The following is an 18,437-nucleotide window of genomic DNA, read 5'->3' on the forward strand; positions in this document are numbered from 1 at the left end:
GCGGCAAGGCTGAGGCGCACCATGGCTCCCGTTCCCGCCTATCCCGACGTCACGGTCCACGACACCCTGCCGAAGCTGCTGCGGCTGAACGCGAAAGCCCACGCCGGCGAGACGTGGCTGCGCGAGAAGGACCTCGGCATCTGGATTTCCTACACCTGGGGCGAGGTCGCGACCCGCGTGCGCGACGTGACCCTGGGCCTCACCACGCTCGGCGTTTCCCGTGGTGACGTGATCGGCCTCATCGGCGACAACCGGCCGGAATGGCTGATGGGCGAGATCGCCGCCCATGCCATCGGCGGCCTGAGCCTGGGCATCTATCGCGATGCGCTGGGTGACGAGGTGGCCTATCTCGTCACTTACGCAGATGTTGCGGTGGTCTTCGCCGAGGACGAGGAGCAGGTCGACAAGCTTCTCTCGCTCGACGAGAAGATCCCCACCGTCCGGCACATCGTCTATTCCGACCCGCGCGGCATCCGCAAATATGACGATCCGCGCCTCATCTCGCTGAAAGAGCTGGAGAAGCGGGGTGCCGAGGTGGCCGCCCGCGATGCCGGTGCCTACGACCGCCTCGTGGATGCCGGCAAGGGCGAGGATGTGGCCATCCTCTGCACCACGTCGGGCACCACCTCCCACCCCAAGCTCGCCATGCTCACCGGCGGCGCGCTGCTGAGGCATTGCCGGGCCTATCTGGACATGGACCCGCGCCTGCCCACCGACGAATATGTCAGTGTTCTGCAGATGCCGTGGATCATGGAGCAGATCTACGCCTTCGGTCAGGCGCTCATCTCCCGCATGAAGGTGAACTTCGTGGAGGAGCAGGAGACGCTGATGGCCGACATGCGGGAGATCGGCCCCTCCTTCGTGCTGTTCGCCCCCCGCGTGTGGGAGCAGATCGCCGCCGATGTGCGCTCGCGCATGATGGATTCCTCCGCCCTGAAGCGCGGCATGTTTGACCTCGGCATGAAGCTCGGTCTGAAGGCGCTGGACGAGGGGCGGCGCTCGCCGCTCGCCGACTTCATCCTGTTCCGCGCGCTCAGGGACCGGCTCGGCTTCTCGCACCTGAAATCCGCTGCCACGGGCGGCGCGGCATTGGGGCCGGACACCTTCCGTTTCTTCCTGGCGCTGGGCGTGCCCATGCGCCAGCTCTACGGCCAGACCGAGCTGCTCGGCGCCTACACGCTGCACAAGGAAAAGGACGTCGACTTCGACACGGTGGGCGTGCCGTTCGAGGGCGTTGAGATCCGCATCGACGATCCCGATCCCAACGGCCTCGGCGAGGTGGTCACACGGCACGCCAACATGTTCACCGGCTACTTCCGCAACGACGAGGAAACGAAAAAGTCCTTCGCCGAGGAAGGCTGGATGCGCACGGGTGATGCCGGCTTCTTCAACGGCAAGGGCCATCTCGTCGTCATCGACCGCATCCGCGACATGGCGAAGACCTCGCACAATGATCGCTTCTCGCCGCAATATATCGAGAACAAGCTGAAGTTCTCGCCCTATGTGGCCGAGGCGGTGGTGCTGGGCGACGGGCGCGACAGCCTCGCCGCGCTCATCTGCATCCGCTTCTCCATCGTCTCCAAGTGGGCGGAGAAGAACCGCATCTCGTTCACCACCTATACGGACCTCTCGGCGCGACCCGAAGTCATCGCGCTTCTGAAGAAGGAAGTGGAGGGGGTGAACCGCACCCTCGCCGAGAAGCAGCGCATCGGCCGTTTCCTCCTCCTCTACAAGGAGCTGGACGCCGACGATGGTGAACTGACCCGCACCCGCAAGGTGCGCCGCGGCGTCATCAACGAGCGCTACGGCACCATCATCGACGCCATGTACGAGGGGCAGAAGGTGATCGACGTGGACACCACCATCACCTTCCAGGACGGCACCCGCCAGCGCATCAAGACCAAGCTAGACGTCATCGACCTCGGCGCCCCGCCGCCGGTGAAGGATGACGGAAAAAGGAGGGCGGCGTGATGCAATCCCAGCTCCTGCTTCAGCTCATCATCAACGGGCTCATCATCGGCACGCTCTATGGCGTGGTCGGCATGTGTTTCGTGCTCATCTACAAGGCCTCGCAGGTGGTGAACTTCGCCCAGGGCGAGTTCCTGCTCATCGGCGCCTGGACCTGCTGGTGGCTGCTGACCGCCTGGAACATCCCCTTCTTCTGGGGCTTCCTCATCGCCGTCTGCTTCATGATGGTTTTCGGCATCGCCGTGCAAATGATCGTGCTGCGCCCCCTCATCGGCGAGCCGATCATCTCCGTCATCATGGTGACGATCGGCCTCTCCATTTTCTTCCAGGCGCTGATGAAGTGGATGTTCGGCACCTTCGCGCAGCCGTTCCCGCCCATCTTCCCGGTGGCACAGGTGAACATCCTGGGGCTGCAGGTGCAGACGGCCTATCTCATGTCCACGGGCGTCAGCCTCGCGATCATGGCGGGCTTCGCTTGGTTCTTCAAATATTCCCGGCTCGGCCTCGCCATGCGGGCCACCGCCTTCTCCCAGCAGGTCGCGCAGTCCCTCGGCATCTCGGTGCGGCAGGTGTTCGCGCTCTCCTGGGGGATATCGGCGGCGGTCTCGGCGGTCGCCGGCGTGGTGGTGGGCATCGTCAACGGCGTGTCGTCGGCCCTCTCCTACTTCGGCATCAAGGTGTTTCCGGCGGTGATCCTCGGCGGCCTCGACAGCGTGTTCGGCGCGGTGGTGGGCGGCCTCATCGTCGGCCTCTTGGAAAACCTCGGGCAGTACGTGGACAGCCAGTATCTGAAGTGGGGCAACCTCTACGAGATCATCCCCTTCTACGCCCTGATCATCATCCTGATGATCAAGCCCTACGGGCTGTTCGGCACCCGCGACATCGAGAGGGTCTGAGGTCATGGCGCTCACCTCCCTGCGGCCGTGCGGCGACTATCGCACCAGCTACAAGGCCGACCAGACCATCTTCCAGACGCGGCTGACGCTGGTCTTCGTCATCCTCGCCATCGTGGCCCTGTGCTGCGCGCCGCTGTTCGCCTCGCGCTACGTGCTGAGCCTGATGATCCAGATCGGCTATCTCGGCATCGCCGCGCTGGGGCTGAACATCCTGGTCGGATTTTCCGGTCAGATCTCCATCGGCCACGCGGTGTTCTTCGGCTTCGGCGGCTTCGCTTCCGCTTATCTGGCCAACAAGGGCGTGCCGGTTCCGCTCGCCATCGTGCTGGCCGGGCTGTGGACCACGGTGGTGGGCCTCATCTTCGGCCTGCCGGCGGCACGGGTGAAGGGGCTCTACCTTGCCATCGCGACGCTTGCCGCCCAGTTCATCCTGCAGGACTTCTTCGTGCGCGCCGAATGGTTCACCGGCGGCACCCACGGCGCCATCGCCGCGCCCTTCACCCTGTTCGGCTACGATCTGTCTGGCGACGACAAATACTTCTACGTGGTGCTGTTCTTCGTGGTCGTCGGCTATATCGGCGCCACCAATCTCATGCGCAGCCGCGACGGGCGGGCGCTGATCGCCGTGCGAGACCATTATCTCTCCGCCGAGATGATGGGCGTGAACCTCACCAAGTACCGCACCATGGCGTTCGGCATCTCGTCCTTCTACGCCGGTATCGGCGGGGCGCTCTATGCGCACTATGTGGGCTTCATGTCGGTGGAGGGGCTCGACATCCTCTTCTCCATCCAGTTCCTCGGCATGATCATCATCGGCGGGCTCGGCTCCATCATGGGCTCGCTGATGGGCACCGTGTTCATGGTGCTGCTGCCCGAGGCCACCGGCTGGCTCGCCTCCGCGCTGCAGGGCTCGGCCATCGACCAGGCGCTGCACCTCAAAGACGGCATCACCTACATGCGCGAGATGCTGATCGGCCTCACCATCATCCTCTTCCTCATCTTCGAGCCGGACGGCCTCGCCCACCGCTGGCGCCTTATCAAGGCCTACTGGAAGCTCTATCCCTTCTCCTATTGATGCGTAGCTTGACCGACTGAACCCACGCCGAGGCGGCGCAGACCGCCCGGCCCCGAGGAAACCCAAGGAGCCACAGATGAAGCGACTGACCCTTTCCCTGGTCTCTGCGTTGGCGATTGCCGCAGCGACGCCCGCGCTCGCGCAGTCGATCAACATCGGCCATCTCGCCGATTATTCCGGCGGCACCTCGGACGTGGGCCAGCCCTACGGTCAGGGCATCCAGGACACCATCGCCTGGATCAATGCCAATGGCGGCGTGAACGGCAAGAAGATCAATTCCGACTTCAACGAATACGGCTACCAGGTGCCGCGCGCGCTGGCCGCCTTCAAGAAGTGGGTGGGCACCGACAAGGTGGTCGCCATCCAGGGCTGGGGCACCGCCGATACCGAAGCCCTCGTGGGCATGGTGACGAAGGAGGAGATTCCCTATTACTCGGGCTCCTACTCCGCCTCCCTCACCGATCCCGTGGGCAAGGTGAACGCCAAGAGCGAGCGCGCCGCGCCGTTCAACTTCTTCTACGGCCCGTCCTACTCGGACGCCGCCCGCGCCATGGTGCAGTGGGCCGCCGACGACTGGAAGAAGAAGGGCAAGCCCGGCAAGCCCAAGTGGGTCCACATGGGCGCCAACCACCCCTACCCGAACTCGCCCAAGGAAGCGGCGGCGGAATATGCCAAGTCGCTCGGCTTCGAGGTGCTCGATCCGATCACCTTCGCCCTCACGCCGGGTGACTACACGCCCCAGTGCCTGACGCTGAAGCAGTCCGGCGCCAACTACGCGTATCTCGGCAACACCGCCGGCTCCAACATCTCGGTGCTGAAGGCATGCAAGACCGCCGGCGTGGACGTGCAGTTCCTCGGCAATGTGTGGGGCATGGACGAGAACGCCATGAAGGCCGCCGGTGAGGCCGCCAACGGCGTCGTCTTCCCGGTGCGCACCGCCGTGACCTGGAACGGCTCGGCCCCCGGCCTTGCCACCGCCAAGGAGATTTCCAAGATGTCGGATGCCTCGGGCGCGGCCTATCGCCCGGTGCACTATCTCGCGGCCATCTGCACCGCTCTCTACATGAAGGAAGCCATGGAGTGGGCGGACAAGAACGGCGGCGTGACCGGCGTGAAGATCCGCGACGGCATGTACCAGAAGAAGGACTGGGTGCCGAAGGGCATGGACGGCGTGTGCAATCCCTCCACCTGGACCGCCACCGACCATCGCCCCACCACCCGCGTGGACCTCTACCGCTCCGTGGTGACGGGCGCCACCGACGCCTCCGTGGCTGACCTCGTGAAGGCCGGCACCATCAAGCTCGAAAAGGTCGCCACCATCGACCTGCCGCGCAAGACGGAACTGCAGGGCTGGTGAGGCCCCGCACGCCTGCCCGGCTCTCTTTTCCGCTTGCGGGGGGAGGGTTGGACGGGCCCCGGGGGCAAGTGAGCCTTGCCTCCACCTGGATCGACGTCATGCCCCGGCTTGTCCGGGGCATCCACCCATCCGCCGCAGCCGTGCTCGTCCTTCAGGGACGGCGCTGTCTCAGGGGTGGATCCCCCGGACAGGCCGGGGGATGACGGTCTGGCAAGGGAATTGGAGACCGCCATGGCCGAGGCCGCACTGAAGTTCGAACCCGCCGCCGAGACCGCGCCCCCGCTCCTGTCGGTGGACAATATCGAGGTGGTCTATAACGACGTCATCCTCGTCCTGCGCGGCCTTTCCCTGAAGGTGCCGAAGGGCCAGATCGTCGCTTTGCTCGGCTCCAACGGCGCCGGCAAGTCCACCACGCTGAAGGCGATCTCCGGCCTGCTCCGCACGGAGGACGGCGAGATCACCCGCGGCGACGTCACCTTCATGGGCGAGCGCATCAACGGCATCGAGCCGGACAGGATCGTCCGCCGCGGCATCTTCCAGGTGATGGAGGGGCGCCGCATCATCGCCGACATGACCTGCCTCGAAAACCTGCGCCTCGGCGCCTTCACCCGGCGCGACAACGAGGTGAAGAGCGACATCGAGCGCGTCTATGAATACTTCCCGCGCCTCAAGGAGCGCACCGGCCTCGCCGGCTATCTCTCCGGCGGCGAGCAACAGATGCTGGCCATCGGCCGTGCCATCATGTCCCGCCCCAAGCTCATCCTCATGGACGAGCCCTCCATGGGCCTGTCGCCGCTTCTGGTGAAGGAGGTGTTCTCCATCATCAAGAAGCTGAACCAGGATCTCGGCGTCACCATCCTTCTGGTGGAGCAGAATGCGCGCGTGGCGCTCTCCGTGGCGGACTACGGCTACATCATGGAGCAGGGCAAGATCGTGCTCGATGGCAGCGCCGAGATGCTGGCGACCAACGAGGACGTGAAGGAATTCTACCTCGGCCAGGGTGGCGGCGAGGAGCGCAAGAGCTTCAAGAACCTGAAGAGCTTCAAGCGGCGGAAAAGGTGGCTGTAGCGCACGCAAGCGAACACCGGCTGGGAGCTGTCGGGTCAGTGGAACACTGTTGTCTCGCAGCATTCTCGCGCCGCTGTCATCGCCCGGCTCGTCCGGGTGATCCCCCCTGCGGCCAGGCTGGCGCTTCGCTTCGAAGAGCGCCGACACGGATGAATGGATGCCCCGGACGAGCCGGGGCATGACGGCCCCTGGAACATCATCTTTGCTCCCCGGCCAGCTTCTGACATGAGCCCGACTATGACCGATCCGAACCGCCACTACGACGCCAGCGAGATCCGCGACCCTCAAGCGCGCGAGCAGGCGCTGCTGCAGGCGCTGTCCGCGCAGGTCGCCCACGCCAAGGCGAAGGCTCCCTATTTCGCCGTGCTGTTCAAGGACGTCGACCCGGCCTCTATCACCACGCGGGCCGCCCTGGCGCAACTACCTGTCACCCGCAAGTCGGACCTGCTTGAGATCCAGCCGAGGAGCTACCCCTTCGGCGGGCTCAATGCGACGCCGCCTGGCAGGCTGGCGCGCATCTTCATGTCGCCCGGCCCCATCTATGACGTGGAGGGCCACGGCCCCGATTTCTGGCGCTTCGCCCGCGGCCTGTTCGCGGCCGGCTTCCGCGCCGGGGACATCGTGCACAATTCCTTCTCCTATCACCTGACCCCTGCCGGCTCGATGATCGAGAGCGGTGCCCATGCGCTGGGCTGCGCCGTTGTGCCGGCCGGCGTCGGCCAGACCGACCTGCAATTGCGCGCCATCGCCGACATCCGCCCGCAGGGCTATGGCGGCACGCCCTCCTTCCTGAAGATCCTCGTGGACAAGGCGCGTGAGACCGGCACCGACATCTCCTGCCTCACCAAGGCATTGGTGTCGGGCGAGGCCTTCCTGCCGGTCCACCGGGCCGAGCTGAAGGCCGCCGGCATCACCGCCCGCCAATGCTACGGCACGGCCGACCTCGGCCTCGTCGCCTATGAGAGCGAGGCCGAGGACGGCATGATCGTGGACGAGGGCTGCCTCGTGGAAATCCTGCGCCCCGGCACCGGCGATCCGGTGGAGGCCGTGGGCGAGGTGGGTGAGGTGGTCGTTACCCTGTTCGAGCCGGACTATCCCCTTGTGCGCTTCGCCACCGGCGACCTCTCCGCCGTGATGCCGGGCACGAGCCCCTGCGGGCGCACCAACATCCGCCTGAAAGGCTGGATGGGCCGCGCCGACCAGACCACCAAGATCCGCGGCATGTTCGTGCATCCCGTGCAGGTTCAGGCGGCGGTGAAGAAGCATCCGGCCGTGGCGAAGGCCCGTCTCGTGGTGGACCGCGTGGGCGACCAGGATGACATGGCGCTGGAGATCGAGGTGGCCGACGCCGCCGCGCTCTCGCAGGATGCATTGCTGGAGGACATTCGCTCCGCCACCAAGCTGCGCGGCCGGCTCGTCGTGCTCTCGCCCGGCACGCTGCCCGCCGACGCCAAGACCATCGAGGACCGCCGTCCGGTGTGAGGCGGGAACTCTTCCCCCTTCGACTTTCTTAAATTCCTCTCAGAAAAGCCCTTTTGTTTCAGATCGTTATGGACACTTCTTCCCGGCGTCGCCACAGTGGCGGCGCATCGGGCGGGGTCGCGGGCGCGGCGCCGGCCGGAGGATTTCGGGAGGAAGGCCATGCTCACGCGCCGCCGCCTGCTGGCGCTCTCGGGCGCCGCGCTGTCCGCTGCCGTCGCGCTTGCTGGTGGGCCGTTCTCTCCCGCCCACGCCGCGCTGCCGCCTATCCGCCTCGGCATCCTGCAATTCGGCTCGGCCGCTTGGGAAATCGCGGCCATGGGCGCGCTGGGGCTCGATGCGGCCAATGGCGTGACGCTCGATGTCACCCGCTATGCCAACAATGACGCCGGCCGCGTCGCCTTCATGGCGGGGGCGGCGGATGCCATCGTCAGTGACCTGCTCTGGGCGGCGCGGGTAAAGGCGGACGGGCGCGATCTCGTCTATATCCCCTTCTCCTCCTCGGAAGGGGCGGTGATGGTGCCCAAGGGCTCCCCCATCCGTTCCGTCGCGGACCTCGCCGGCAAGAGGCTGGGAGTCGCCGGCGGCCCGCTCGACAAAAGCTGGCTCATGCTCAAGGCGACGGCGCAGGAGAAGGCCGGCCTCGATCTCCAGACCGCCGCCCAGCCGGTGTTCGCCGCGCCACCCCTGCTCGCGGCCGAACTGGAGGCCGGGCATCTCGACGCAGCGCTGATCTACTGGACTTTCGCCGCGCGTCTGGAGCCCAAGGGCTTCCGGCAGATGCTCACCGTGGAAGAGATGGTGAAGGGCTTCGGCCTCGCCCATGAGCCGACGCTGGTGGGCTATGTGTTCGACGGTGCCTTCGCCCGCGCGAACCCCGCTACCGTCGCCGCCTTCGCCGCCGCCTCCCGCGCCACCAAGACGGCGCTGGCCGATCCTGATCCCGCCCGCTCCGGGCCCGGCTGGGCGGCGGCGCGGGCGCAGATGCAGGCGGGAGACGAAGCCACCTTCGAGGCCTTGCGCCGCGGCTTCCTCGCCGGCATCCCCCGGCTGTCGCTTGCCGAGGAGCAGACGCTTGCCGCGCAGCTTTATGCCGTTCTGGTGAAGCTCGGCGGAACGAAGCTGGTGGGCAGTGCCACGCGCCTGCCGGCGGACCTCTATTTCCAGGCGCCGGCGGCGCGATGAAGCTCCTGTCCTCGGGCATCGCGGCGCGGGCGGCCTCGCTCGTCCTGCTGCTGCTGGCATGGGAGATCACGGCGACCCTGGCGCATAGCCGGTCCCTTCCGGCGCCGCATGCGGTGTTCGCCTTCATCGCGCGGGAGGCAACCGGAGGCGATCTTGTCTCCAACATCGCCATCACGCTGGCGCGGGTCGTCGTCTCGTTCGTGGTGGCCATGGGGCTCGGGTGCGCCATCGGCGTCGCCCTCGGCCGCTCGCGCAGGCTCGACACGGCCTTCGATACCTGGGTGATCGTGCTGCTCAACACGCCCGCCCTCGTCATCACCGTGCTCTGCTACATCTGGCTCGGCCTCACCGAGGCGGCGGCGGTGCTCGCCGTGGCGCTCAACAAGATTCCGACCGTGGCGGTGCTGATGCGCGAGGGCACCCGCGCGCTCTCCCCGGAACTCGACGAGATGGCGAGCGCCTTCCGCCTGTCGCCCATGGACCGTCTGCGCCACGTACTGATCCCGCAGTTGCAGCCGCATCTCGCGGGGGCGGCACGCTCGGGCCTCGCGCTGGTGTGGAAGATCGTGCTCGTGGTGGAGTTGCTGGGGCGCCCCAACGGTGTCGGCTACGCCATCTCGGTCTATTTCCAGCTGTTCGACGTGACCGCCGTGCTCGGCTATTCGCTGGCTTTCATGGCGGTCATGCTGGCCATCGAATACGGCGTGCTGCAGCCCTATGAAGCCCATGTCCGACGCTGGCGCCTCTCCGCTCATTGAGGCGGTCATCCGCGCCAAGACCTACCGGCGGCCCGACGGGACCGGGATGGAGGCCGTGCGCGGCATCACGCTCGCCCTGCGCAGGGGCGAATTCGTCTGCCTCATCGGCCCCTCGGGCTGCGGCAAGACGACGACGCTGCGCATCCTCGCCGGGCTCGACCGCGCCTTCGAGGGCGAGGTGAAGCCCGATCCCGCGACCCTTTCCATCGGTGTCGCCTTCCAGGAACCGCGTCTTCTGCCGTGGCGCACGGTGGAGGAGAACATCCGCCTCGTGCTGCCGAAAGCGCGCCGGGCCATGGACCTCGCTCCGCTGATCGCGCGCTTCGGCCTCTCGGCCCATGCGGCGCGCTATCCCGGCGAACTGTCGCTGGGCCTCGCCCGGCGGGTGTCGCTGGCGCGCGCCATGGCGCTGGAGCCGGACCTTCTGGTGCTCGACGAGCCCTTCGTCTCCCTCGATGCCCAGGCCGCCGCAGACCTGCGCCGCTACGTGGCGCTGGCGGCGGACGGCGGGACCAGCGTGCTCATGGTGACGCACAATGTGCGCGAGGCGCTGGAGCTGGCCGACCGCGTGGTGCTGCTGGCGCCACGGCCCACCCACGTCGTCGAGGAGGTGTGTCTCGCCTTGCCGCGAGCCATGCGCGATGGTCCATGGATCGAGGCCGAGCGGGCGGCGCTGGCTGCGCGCTTTCCTCTGCTGCGGGAGGGGTGAGATGGAGCGTTCCGGAGCCCATGGCTGTAAGCCCCAGACGGTGCAGCGCGTGGCCGCAGGCGCGGCACTCGCGGCGCTGCTTGTGGGCGCGATTCCAACTGCAGCGCAAGCGCAGCCGGAGCCGTTCGCGGTGAGCGAGGTCGCCCCCGGCGTGTTCGTTCATCAGGCGCCCTATGCCCTTGCATTGCCGAAGAATCTCGGCTTCGTCGGCAATGCCGGCTTCGTCGTCGGCAAGGATGCCGTGGCGGTGATCGACACCGGCGGCAGCAAGGCAGCGGGGGAGGCGCTGAAGGCGGCCATTCAGGCCCGAACGGCGCTGCCGATCCGCTATGTCATCAACACCCACATGCATCCCGATCACGTGCTCGGCGATGCCGCGTTCGTGGGGCCGGGTGTGACCTTCATCGGCCATCACAACCTGCCGGAGGCGCTCTCCGCCCGCGCCTCTTCCTACCTTTCCGCCACCGAGCGCCTCATCGGCCCGGAGGCGGCGGAGGGGACGCAGGTGATTCTGCCCGACGAGACCGTGGACAAGGTCCGCAGCATCGATCTCGGGGAGCGTCCGCTGCGCCTCGAGGCGTGGCCGACCGCCCATACCGCCACCGACCTCACGGTATTCGACGAAAAGACGAGCACCTGGTTCCTCGGCGATCTTCTCTTCCTGGGGCATGTCCCCGCCCTCGACGGCAAGGCACTGGGCTGGATCGCCCTCCTGGAGGAGATGAAGCGCCGGCCCGCGGCCCGCGTGGTGCCGGGCCACGGTCCCGCCTCCGCCCCCTGGCCGGACGCTGCGGCGCCCACCGAGCGCTATCTCAAACGCCTCGTCGCCGACGTGCGTGCCACGGTCAAGGCCGGCGGCACCATGGCCGAGGCGGCCCGCGCGGCAGGTCGCGAGGAGGCGCCGGACTGGAAGTTGTTCGACGACTTCAACGCCCGCAACGCAACCTCGGCCTATCACGAGCTGGAATGGGAATAGGGCCGCGCAGCCGCTGCTGAACGCGAATATTGCTGCGATGCAATATTACGTAAGGCAACTTCGCGCCTGCAGTATAAATCGCCTCGTCAACCGGACATTTGGCGTATTGCCTTGGGCGAAAACATTGCTTACGTTCCTCACAGCTTCGGCTTCAACAGCTCCGTGCGGGGAACGCGGGGTTGGTTCGCAGGCCTGCGGGACGCACTTGTCACCGCAAGGCTTCAGGGCATCACGCCGGTCGTGACACGCTGCCGAAGTAGATGGAGTCCCCCAAGGCGAAAACAAACGCTCAGTGCGTTTCCCGCTCCACATGCGCGTGGAGGCGGACCCGCATCCATCGGAGGAAGCCCGGATGAGACGTCTTTTGGTTTTGACCGCCACGGCGGCGGCAACCGTATTTTTCGGCGCGCCCGCCAGCGCGAATGACAGTGTTCTCAAGCTTACCCAGGACCCAAACCAGTGGGTTCTCCAGACCGGCGACTACGCCAACACCCGCCATTCCAAGCTCAAGCAGATCACGACCGACAACGTGAACAAGCTCCAGGTGTCCTGGACCTTCTCCACGGGCGTGCTGCGCGGCCACGAGGGCTCTCCGTTGGTCGTGGGCGACACCATGTATGTCCACACGCCCTTCCCGAACATCGTCTATGCCCTCGACCTCAACAACGACGGCAAGATTCTCTGGAAGTACGAGCCGAAGCAGGATCCCAACGTCATCCCGGTGATGTGCTGCGACACGGTGAACCGCGGCCTCGCCTATGCCGACGGCAAGGTGTTCCTGCATCAGGCCGACACCAAGGTCGTGGCGCTCGACGCCAAGACCGGCAAGGTGGCCTGGTCGGTGGTGAACGGCGATCCCAAGAAGGGTGAGACCAACACCGCCACCGTGATGCCGGTGAAGGACAAGGTCCTCGTGGGCATTTCCGGCGGCGAGTTCGGCGTGCAGTGCCACGTCACCGCCTACGACATCAACACCGGCAAACAGGCGTGGCGCGCCTATTCGGTCGGCCCGGACAGCCAGATCCTGTTCGACGAGAAGACCACTGCGCTCGGCAAGCCCGTGGGCAAGGATTCGTCCCTCGCCACCTGGCAGGGCGACCAGTGGAAGACCGGCGGCGGCTGCACCTGGGGCTGGTATTCGTACGACCCGCAGCTCAACCTGATCTATTACGGCTCGGGCAACCCCTCGACCTGGAACCCGAAGCAGCGCCCGGGCGACAACAAGTGGTCCATGACCATCTTCGCCCGTGACGCCGACACCGGCGTCGCCAAGTGGGTCTATCAGATGACGCCCCACGACCAGTGGGACTTCGACGGCATCAACGAGATGATCCTCGCCGACCAGCAGATCGGCGGACAGACCCGCCCGACGCTGGTGCACTTCGACCGCAACGGCTTCGGCTACACGCTGGACCGCAAGACCGGCGAACTGCTGGTGGCCGAGAAGTTCGACCCGGCGGTGAACTGGGCGACCAAGGTGGACATGGACAAGAGCAGCCCGACCTATGGTCGCCCGCTGGTCGTGGCCAAGTATTCCACCGAGCAGAACGGCGAAGACGTGAACTCCACCGGCATCTGCCCGGCGGCGCTCGGCACCAAGGACCAGCAGCCTGCGTCCTACTCGCCTGACACCGGCCTGTTCTACGTGCCCACCAACCATGTGTGCATGGACTACGAGCCGTTCCGCGTCAGCTACACCCCCGGCCAGCCCTATGTGGGTGCCACGCTCTCCATGTTCCCGGCTCCCGGCAGCCATGGCGGCATGGGCAACTTCATCGCGTGGGACGCCAAGCAGGGCAAGATCGTGTGGTCCAACCCGGAGCAGTTCTCCGTGTGGTCCGGCGCTCTCTCCACCGCTGGCGGCGTGGTGTTCTACGGCACCCTCGAGGGTTACCTGAAGGCGGTCGACGCCAAGACGGGCAAGGAACTCTACAAGTTCAAGACCCCGTCCGGCATCATCGGCAACGTCATGACCTACACCCACAAGGGCAAGCAGTACGTGGCTGTGCTCTCGGGTGTCGGCGGCTGGGCCGGCATCGGCCTCGCGGCGGGCCTCAATGACCCGAACGCCGGCCTCGGCGCGGTGGGCGGCTATGCGGCCCTCAGCAACTACACCGCCCTCGGCGGTCAGCTGACGGTCTTCGCCATCCCGCAATGATCGGGCGGCGTTAAGGCCAAGCGCATCCCGCATGCGCATTCGGGCCGGCTTGGGGAGACCCCCGCCGGCCCGATCCTTTTCACAGCAGGGAATGCCCCGCCGGCCCGAGCCGGAACGGACACCTGCGCCCGGCGCTCGCGCCCGCCGATGCGGGATTTTCGCGGCACGGCCCCGTGCGAAACCGAAGACGGATGCGCCCTCGCCCCCCAGGGCCCGTCTTCGCCCTTCGTCAGTCGTTTTGGAGAGATCGTGTGGTTTCCTCGCTCACCCTGACCCGCGCCGGCGCTTTCTTCCTCGCCGCGCTCTCGCTCGCCCTTGGCAGCACCGCCTCGCGCGCCGAGACCACCAAGCCGGCGGACCCAAAGCCGGTGAAGGAGGAGGGCGGCCGCTATTACGACGTCGACGGCGCGCCCACCTACAACATCAAGCCCGATGGCCAGGTGGACTGGCTGACCTATTCCGGCTACCGCCGCTACCACGCCGAGTGCCACGTTTGCCACGGCCCGGACGGCATGGGCTCCACCTACGCCCCGGCCCTCGCCGACTCGCTGAAGACGATGAATTTCGACCAGTTCAGCGAAGTGGTCGTCGGCGGCCGCCAGAACCTGAGCAACGGCAACGACCGGGTGATGCCGTCGTTTGGCCTGAACAAGAACGTGATGTGCTATCTCGACGACCTCTACGTCTATCTGCGCGCACGCTCCACCGACGCTCTGGGCCGCGTCCGCCCCGCCAAGCGGGACGACAAGTCGAAGGAGATTGCCGATGCCGAGAAGGCCTGCCTCGGCGAGTAGGGAACGGTTCGCGCCCCTGCTGGCGTCGCTCGCGACGGCAGCCCTCGCCGCCATCCTGCTGCTCAGCCCCTCGGGGGCTGGTGGGCAGCAGATTCCCGACCAGGTCTCGGCGGATGCCCTCCGGGTGTGCGCCGATCCCGCCAACATGCCGTTCTCGAACGCCGCCGGTGAGGGATTCGAGAACAAGATCGCGGCCATCGTCGCCGATGAGCTCAAGCTGCCCTTGCGCACTTACCTGATGCCGCAGGGCCCCGGTTTCGTGCGCAATTCGCTGGGCCGTCGCCTGTGCGACGTCATCATCGGCTATGTGGCCGGTGCCGACCTCGTCCTGCACACCAACCCCTATTACGAATCGGTGTTCGTGCTGGTGGTGAAGGCCGGCGGTCCGCTCGATGGCGTGACCCAGTTGTCCGATCCGAAGCTCAAGACGGCGAAGCTCGGCGTCATCGCCGCGACCCCGCCGGCCGACCACCTTCTTGAACTCGGGCTCATCGGCAATGCCCGCACCTATTCGCTCCTCGTGGACCGGCGCTATGCCTCCCCGGCCGAGGAGATGCTCGCGAGCCTCAATGCCGGCGAGATCGACGGCGGCCTGCTCTGGGGGCCCTCTGCCGGCTATTTCGCGGCGCGGTCAGCGACTCCGCTCAAGGTGATCCCGCTGGTGAAGGAGGCGCCGCGCCCGGCGCTGGCCTACCGAATCACCATGGGTGTCCGCCCCACCGACCACATCTGGAAGCAGACGCTGAACACCGTGCTGCGCAAGCGCGCCGACGACATCGAGAAGGTGCTCGTCGCCTATCACGTCCCGCTCCTGGACGAGGACGGCCAGCCCATCGCGCCGCACGCCGGGACGCCGGGCCAGTGAGCCGGACGATGCAGGGAGCGGGCCGGAGCCGCCGCATTGCGATCGCTGTGCTGGGCGGGCTCTGGCTGCTCGCCATGCCGGCCCTTGCTCAGCCCCTCGCGGCACCTTCGGCGCCCTCTGCTGCGACAACGGCCCCACCGGCCGAGCCCGAGGGCTACCGGCTGGACGCCTATCGTTCGCCGGTGCCGGCGACACTTCATGGCGCCCGCGTGCTCGATCCGGCGGCGGCGGCCGAGCTGTGGCGCAAGGGGGGAGTCGCCTTCGTGGACGTGCTGCCGCGCCCGCCCAAGCCGGCGGGCCTGCCGGCGGGAACGCTGTGGCGGGACCAGCCCCATTCCACCATTCCGGGTGCCATGTGGCTACCCAATGTGGGCTTCGGCGCGCTCAATGCGGACACCGAAAGCTATTTCCGCGCCGGCCTTTCCGCCGTCACCCGCGGCGATGTGAATGCGCCGCTTGTGATTTTCTGCCAGCGTGATTGCTGGATGTCGTGGAACGCCGCCAAGCGCGCCCTCGCCTATGGCTACACGGACGTATCCTGGTTTCCCACCGGCGTGGACGGCTGGGGCGAAGCCGGGCTTCCGCTGGAAGCGGCGCAGCCGCGCCCCTAGGGCAGAACCCAACCCGTGCGTCGCCGGCAGACGCGGCGCGGACAATAAGGCCGACACGGCCATGACCGACTCTTGGGAGGCAATGCCATGAAGCGCTTATCCCTGCGCTGTTCCGCAGGCACCACGGGAGCCGTGCTCGCAGCTCTGCTCTCGGCAACGCCGCTGGCCATTGCGTTCGCCAGCCCCTCCGCCGCCCAGTCCGCGCCGGCCGACCCGGACAGGCCGGAAGCCACATGGGCGTCCATCCGCGGCGACATCTTCCCTTCGGCCAAGATCACCGACGCCGGCAATGCGGTGCGGATCGACGCGCCGGGCCGGGCGGAGGATGCCGCCCTCGTGCCCCTCACCCTCGCGCTCGAACTGCCCAAGGACGATCCGCGCACGCTGAAGGCGGTGACGCTCATCATCGACGAGAATCCATCGCCTGTGGCCGGCCGATTCGCCTTCGGCGACGGTATCCGCACTTTCTCGCTCTCCGTGCGGGTGCGGGTGAATTCCTACAGCTGGGTGCGCGCCGTGGCCGAGACCAGTGACGGCGCCCTTCTCATGACGAAGGCCTATGTGAAGGCAGCGGGTGGCTGCTCCGCGCCGGCGACCAAGGACACGGCGGAGAGCATCGCCAAGCTGGGCGAGATCCGATTCCGCTCCTTTGCCGATTCCGGCCGCGCGGAGGCGCAGGTGCAGATCCGCCATCCCAATTTCTCCGGCCTGCAGATGGACGAGACGACGCGCGGCTACACGCCGGCCTGGTTCGTGCGCGAGGTTCAGGTGAAGCAGGGCGCCAAGCTCATATTCGCCATGGAGGGCGGCATCTCCATCAGCGAGGATCCCACCTTCCGCTTCAGCTTCACCCCCTCCGCAGCCCCCGTCTCGGTCCGCGCCGAGGACACGGAGGGCAAGATCTTCGCCCGGACCTTCCCGGGCAACGGGAGCTGAGCCCCAACGTTTGAAGAACCCCGCAGCGCAGGAACCCCTCGCTCGCCTTGCCGGCGCCGCATCCCTGCTCTAGCTCCGCCGGAGCGGATGCGGAGGATCAGGTGGCTTACGGTCTCATCGGCGGGGCGGGTGTGGGATTTGCGCTGGGGGGGCCGCTCGGCGCCCTGCTCGGGGCATTGGCGGGCCATGTGATCGACCGCGTTCTGCTCGCCCCCGCGCCCAAGCCCGCCGCCTTCTCCATCGCCCTCATTGCGCTGTCCGCCAAGATGGCCAAGGCCGACGGCGTGGTGGTGCCGGCCGAGGTGGAGGCGTTCCGCGAGGTGTTCGACATCCCGCCCGAGGATCTCGACGCGGTGGCGCGCCTCTACAATCTCGCCAAGCAGGATACCGCCGGCTTCGAGGCCTACGCCCATCAGGTCGCGGACCTGTTCGCCGACGCGCCGGACACGCGGGAAGACCTCATGGACGCCCTCTTTCACGTGGCGAAGGCGGACCATGCCCTGCACGAGAAGGAGCTCGTCTTCCTCGCCGAGGTCGCCCGCATCCTCGGCTTCGAGGGACTGGCCTATGAGCGCATCGAGGCGCGGCATGTGCGGCGCCCGGGCGATCCCTATGCCGTGCTCGATCTCGACCCCGGCGCCAGCGACGACGAGGTGAAGGCGCACTGGCGCGCGCTGGTCTCGACCCACCATCCCGACCGGCTCGCCGGCCGTGGCCTGCCGCCCGCCGCCATCAAGCTCGCCAACGACCGGGTCGCGGCGCTCAATGCCTCCTATTCCACCATTGCCCGACAGAGGGGCCTGTGATGGACGCGCCCGCCCTTTCCGCTCCCGAACTTGTCGCCTCCGATTCGGCGCTGGTGGACACGCTCGTGCCCTCGCCGAACTTCGGCGTGCGCAAGACTGCCGTGGACATGCTGGTCCTGCACTACACCGGCATGGGAAGCGCCGACGCTGCCATCGAATTGCTGCGCACGCCGGCGGCCGAAGTCTCCTGCCATTATGTCATCCGGGAGGACGGCAGCATCGTGCAGATGGTGGCGGAAGGCGCGCGGGCCTGGCACGCGGGACTGTCCTCGTGGGAAGGCATCACCGATACCAATTCCCGCTCCATCGGCATCGAGATCGTCAATGGCGGTCACGATTTCGGCCTGCCGCCCTTCCCGGATGCGCAGATCGCGCGGGTGATCGCCCTGTCGCGGGACATCATCGCCCGCCACGCCATCCGCGCCGACCGGGTGCTCGCCCATTCGGACGTCGCCCCGGCGCGCAAGCGCGATCCTGGCGAGCGTTTTCCGTGGGGCGTCCTCCACGCGGCGGGCGTCGGCCATCTGGTGCCGGAGGCACCGCTCACCGGGGGGCGCTTCTTCATGCCGGGTGATGCGGGGGAGCCGGTGGCGGCACTGAAGGCCATGCTGGCGTGGTACGGCTACGGCATCGCTTTCGATGACGCGTATGACGCCGCGACAGCCGAGGTGGTGGCCGCCTTCCAGCGCCATTTCCGCCCCTCGCAGGTGGATGGGGTGGCCGATGCCTCGACCCTGCTCACCCTTCGCAACCTGATCGCCACCCGGCCGGATAAAGCGATCCCGGCGGCCTGAGG

The 18,437-nt window shown here is 67.1% G+C and carries 17 protein-coding genes; all 17 read left to right on the forward strand.

Annotated elements, in window-relative coordinates; genetic code table 11:
• Positions 1–21: 21 nt before the first annotated feature.
• The gene (locus XAN126_RS0100225) at positions 22–1,971 is read left to right on the forward strand and encodes a long-chain fatty acid--CoA ligase (RefSeq protein ID WP_024276585.1); all 1,950 of its coding nucleotides are present in this window, start codon (positions 22–24) and stop codon (positions 1,969–1,971) included.
• A complete protein-coding gene (locus XAN126_RS0100230; protein WP_024276586.1) occupies positions 1,971–2,864 on the forward strand; it encodes a branched-chain amino acid ABC transporter permease in 894 nt (297 codons plus the stop codon). The genes XAN126_RS0100225 and XAN126_RS0100230 overlap by 1 nt, the downstream gene beginning before the upstream one ends.
• A gap of 4 nt (positions 2,865–2,868) precedes the next feature.
• On the forward strand, positions 2,869–3,939 hold the full coding sequence (locus XAN126_RS0100235; protein ID WP_024276587.1) for a branched-chain amino acid ABC transporter permease: 1,071 nt from the start codon (positions 2,869–2,871) through the stop codon (positions 3,937–3,939).
• A 76-nt stretch (positions 3,940–4,015) separates the two neighbouring features.
• Positions 4,016–5,296, forward strand: coding sequence for an ABC transporter substrate-binding protein (locus tag XAN126_RS0100240; protein ID WP_024276588.1), 1,281 nt, complete (start codon positions 4,016–4,018; stop codon positions 5,294–5,296).
• 231 nt (positions 5,297–5,527) lie between these two features.
• Entirely contained in the window at positions 5,528–6,364 is an 837-nt protein-coding gene (locus tag XAN126_RS0100245; RefSeq protein ID WP_029876513.1) for an ABC transporter ATP-binding protein, read from the forward strand.
• A gap of 237 nt (positions 6,365–6,601) precedes the next feature.
• Positions 6,602–7,846: a phenylacetate--CoA ligase family protein gene (locus tag XAN126_RS0100250; RefSeq protein ID WP_024276590.1), complete on the forward strand. Its 1,245-nt coding sequence runs from the start codon at positions 6,602–6,604 to the stop codon at positions 7,844–7,846.
• Between the two features lie 159 nt (positions 7,847–8,005).
• The gene (locus XAN126_RS0100255) at positions 8,006–9,028 is read left to right on the forward strand and encodes an ABC transporter substrate-binding protein (protein ID WP_024276591.1); all 1,023 of its coding nucleotides are present in this window, start codon (positions 8,006–8,008) and stop codon (positions 9,026–9,028) included.
• Positions 9,025–9,786 (forward strand): ABC transporter permease subunit, encoded by a 762-nt coding sequence (locus tag XAN126_RS0100260; RefSeq protein ID WP_029876515.1) that lies wholly within the window; start codon positions 9,025–9,027, stop codon positions 9,784–9,786. The genes XAN126_RS0100255 and XAN126_RS0100260 overlap by 4 nt, the downstream gene beginning before the upstream one ends.
• Entirely contained in the window at positions 9,755–10,495 is a 741-nt protein-coding gene (locus XAN126_RS0100265; RefSeq protein WP_024276593.1) for an ATP-binding cassette domain-containing protein, read from the forward strand. Before XAN126_RS0100260 ends, XAN126_RS0100265 begins: the two co-directional genes overlap by 32 nt.
• A gap of 1 nt (position 10,496) precedes the next feature.
• Complete coding sequence (locus XAN126_RS0100270; RefSeq protein ID WP_024276594.1) at positions 10,497–11,471, forward strand: quinoprotein relay system zinc metallohydrolase 2; 975 nt, start codon at positions 10,497–10,499, stop codon at positions 11,469–11,471.
• A gap of 352 nt (positions 11,472–11,823) precedes the next feature.
• Complete coding sequence (xoxF5, locus tag XAN126_RS0100275; protein ID WP_024276595.1) at positions 11,824–13,629, forward strand: lanthanide-dependent methanol dehydrogenase XoxF5; 1,806 nt, start codon at positions 11,824–11,826, stop codon at positions 13,627–13,629.
• 251 nt (positions 13,630–13,880) lie between these two features.
• Complete coding sequence (locus XAN126_RS0100280; protein WP_024276596.1) at positions 13,881–14,423, forward strand: c-type cytochrome, methanol metabolism-related; 543 nt, start codon at positions 13,881–13,883, stop codon at positions 14,421–14,423.
• Entirely contained in the window at positions 14,395–15,288 is an 894-nt protein-coding gene (locus XAN126_RS0100285) for a substrate-binding domain-containing protein (RefSeq protein ID WP_024276597.1), read from the forward strand. Before XAN126_RS0100280 ends, XAN126_RS0100285 begins: the two co-directional genes overlap by 29 nt.
• Before the next feature lie 74 nt (positions 15,289–15,362).
• Entirely contained in the window at positions 15,363–15,899 is a 537-nt protein-coding gene (locus XAN126_RS0100290) for a PQQ-dependent catabolism-associated CXXCW motif protein (protein ID WP_024276598.1), read from the forward strand.
• 87 nt (positions 15,900–15,986) lie between these two features.
• Positions 15,987–16,835 (forward strand): quinoprotein dehydrogenase-associated SoxYZ-like carrier, encoded by an 849-nt coding sequence (locus XAN126_RS0100295; RefSeq protein ID WP_024276599.1) that lies wholly within the window; start codon positions 15,987–15,989, stop codon positions 16,833–16,835.
• A 101-nt stretch (positions 16,836–16,936) separates the two neighbouring features.
• Positions 16,937–17,641: a molecular chaperone DjiA gene (locus XAN126_RS0100300; protein ID WP_024276600.1), complete on the forward strand. Its 705-nt coding sequence runs from the start codon at positions 16,937–16,939 to the stop codon at positions 17,639–17,641.
• On the forward strand, positions 17,641–18,435 hold the full coding sequence (locus XAN126_RS0100305) for an N-acetylmuramoyl-L-alanine amidase (RefSeq protein WP_024276601.1): 795 nt from the start codon (positions 17,641–17,643) through the stop codon (positions 18,433–18,435). The genes XAN126_RS0100300 and XAN126_RS0100305 overlap by 1 nt, the downstream gene beginning before the upstream one ends.
• Positions 18,436–18,437: the final 2 nt, after the last annotated feature.

The organism is Xanthobacter sp. 126 (genome assembly GCF_000526175.1).
GTDB lineage: Bacteria > Pseudomonadota > Alphaproteobacteria > Rhizobiales > Xanthobacteraceae > Xanthobacter > Xanthobacter aminoxidans.

Coding starts and splice junctions, on each gene's coding strand:
- XAN126_RS0100235 (WP_024276587.1), top strand. CDS start 2,869: ATGGCGCTCACCTCCCTGCGGCCGTGCGGCGACTATCGCACCAGCTAC.
- XAN126_RS0100285 (WP_024276597.1), top strand. CDS start 14,395: ATGCCGAGAAGGCCTGCCTCGGCGAGTAGGGAACGGTTCGCGCCCCTG.
- XAN126_RS0100250 (WP_024276590.1), top strand. CDS start 6,602: ATGACCGATCCGAACCGCCACTACGACGCCAGCGAGATCCGCGACCCT.
- XAN126_RS0100260 (WP_029876515.1), top strand. CDS start 9,025: ATGAAGCTCCTGTCCTCGGGCATCGCGGCGCGGGCGGCCTCGCTCGTC.
- XAN126_RS0100240 (WP_024276588.1), top strand. CDS start 4,016: ATGAAGCGACTGACCCTTTCCCTGGTCTCTGCGTTGGCGATTGCCGCA.
- XAN126_RS0100230 (WP_024276586.1), top strand. CDS start 1,971: ATGCAATCCCAGCTCCTGCTTCAGCTCATCATCAACGGGCTCATCATC.
- XAN126_RS0100255 (WP_024276591.1), top strand. CDS start 8,006: ATGCTCACGCGCCGCCGCCTGCTGGCGCTCTCGGGCGCCGCGCTGTCC.
- XAN126_RS0100265 (WP_024276593.1), top strand. CDS start 9,755: ATGTCCGACGCTGGCGCCTCTCCGCTCATTGAGGCGGTCATCCGCGCC.
- XAN126_RS0100305 (WP_024276601.1), top strand. CDS start 17,641: ATGGACGCGCCCGCCCTTTCCGCTCCCGAACTTGTCGCCTCCGATTCG.
- XAN126_RS0100225 (WP_024276585.1), top strand. CDS start 22: ATGGCTCCCGTTCCCGCCTATCCCGACGTCACGGTCCACGACACCCTG.
- XAN126_RS0100295 (WP_024276599.1), top strand. CDS start 15,987: ATGAAGCGCTTATCCCTGCGCTGTTCCGCAGGCACCACGGGAGCCGTG.
- xoxF5 (WP_024276595.1), top strand. CDS start 11,824: ATGAGACGTCTTTTGGTTTTGACCGCCACGGCGGCGGCAACCGTATTT.
- XAN126_RS0100290 (WP_024276598.1), top strand. CDS start 15,363: ATGCCGGCCCTTGCTCAGCCCCTCGCGGCACCTTCGGCGCCCTCTGCT.
- XAN126_RS0100270 (WP_024276594.1), top strand. CDS start 10,497: ATGGAGCGTTCCGGAGCCCATGGCTGTAAGCCCCAGACGGTGCAGCGC.
- XAN126_RS0100245 (WP_029876513.1), top strand. CDS start 5,528: ATGGCCGAGGCCGCACTGAAGTTCGAACCCGCCGCCGAGACCGCGCCC.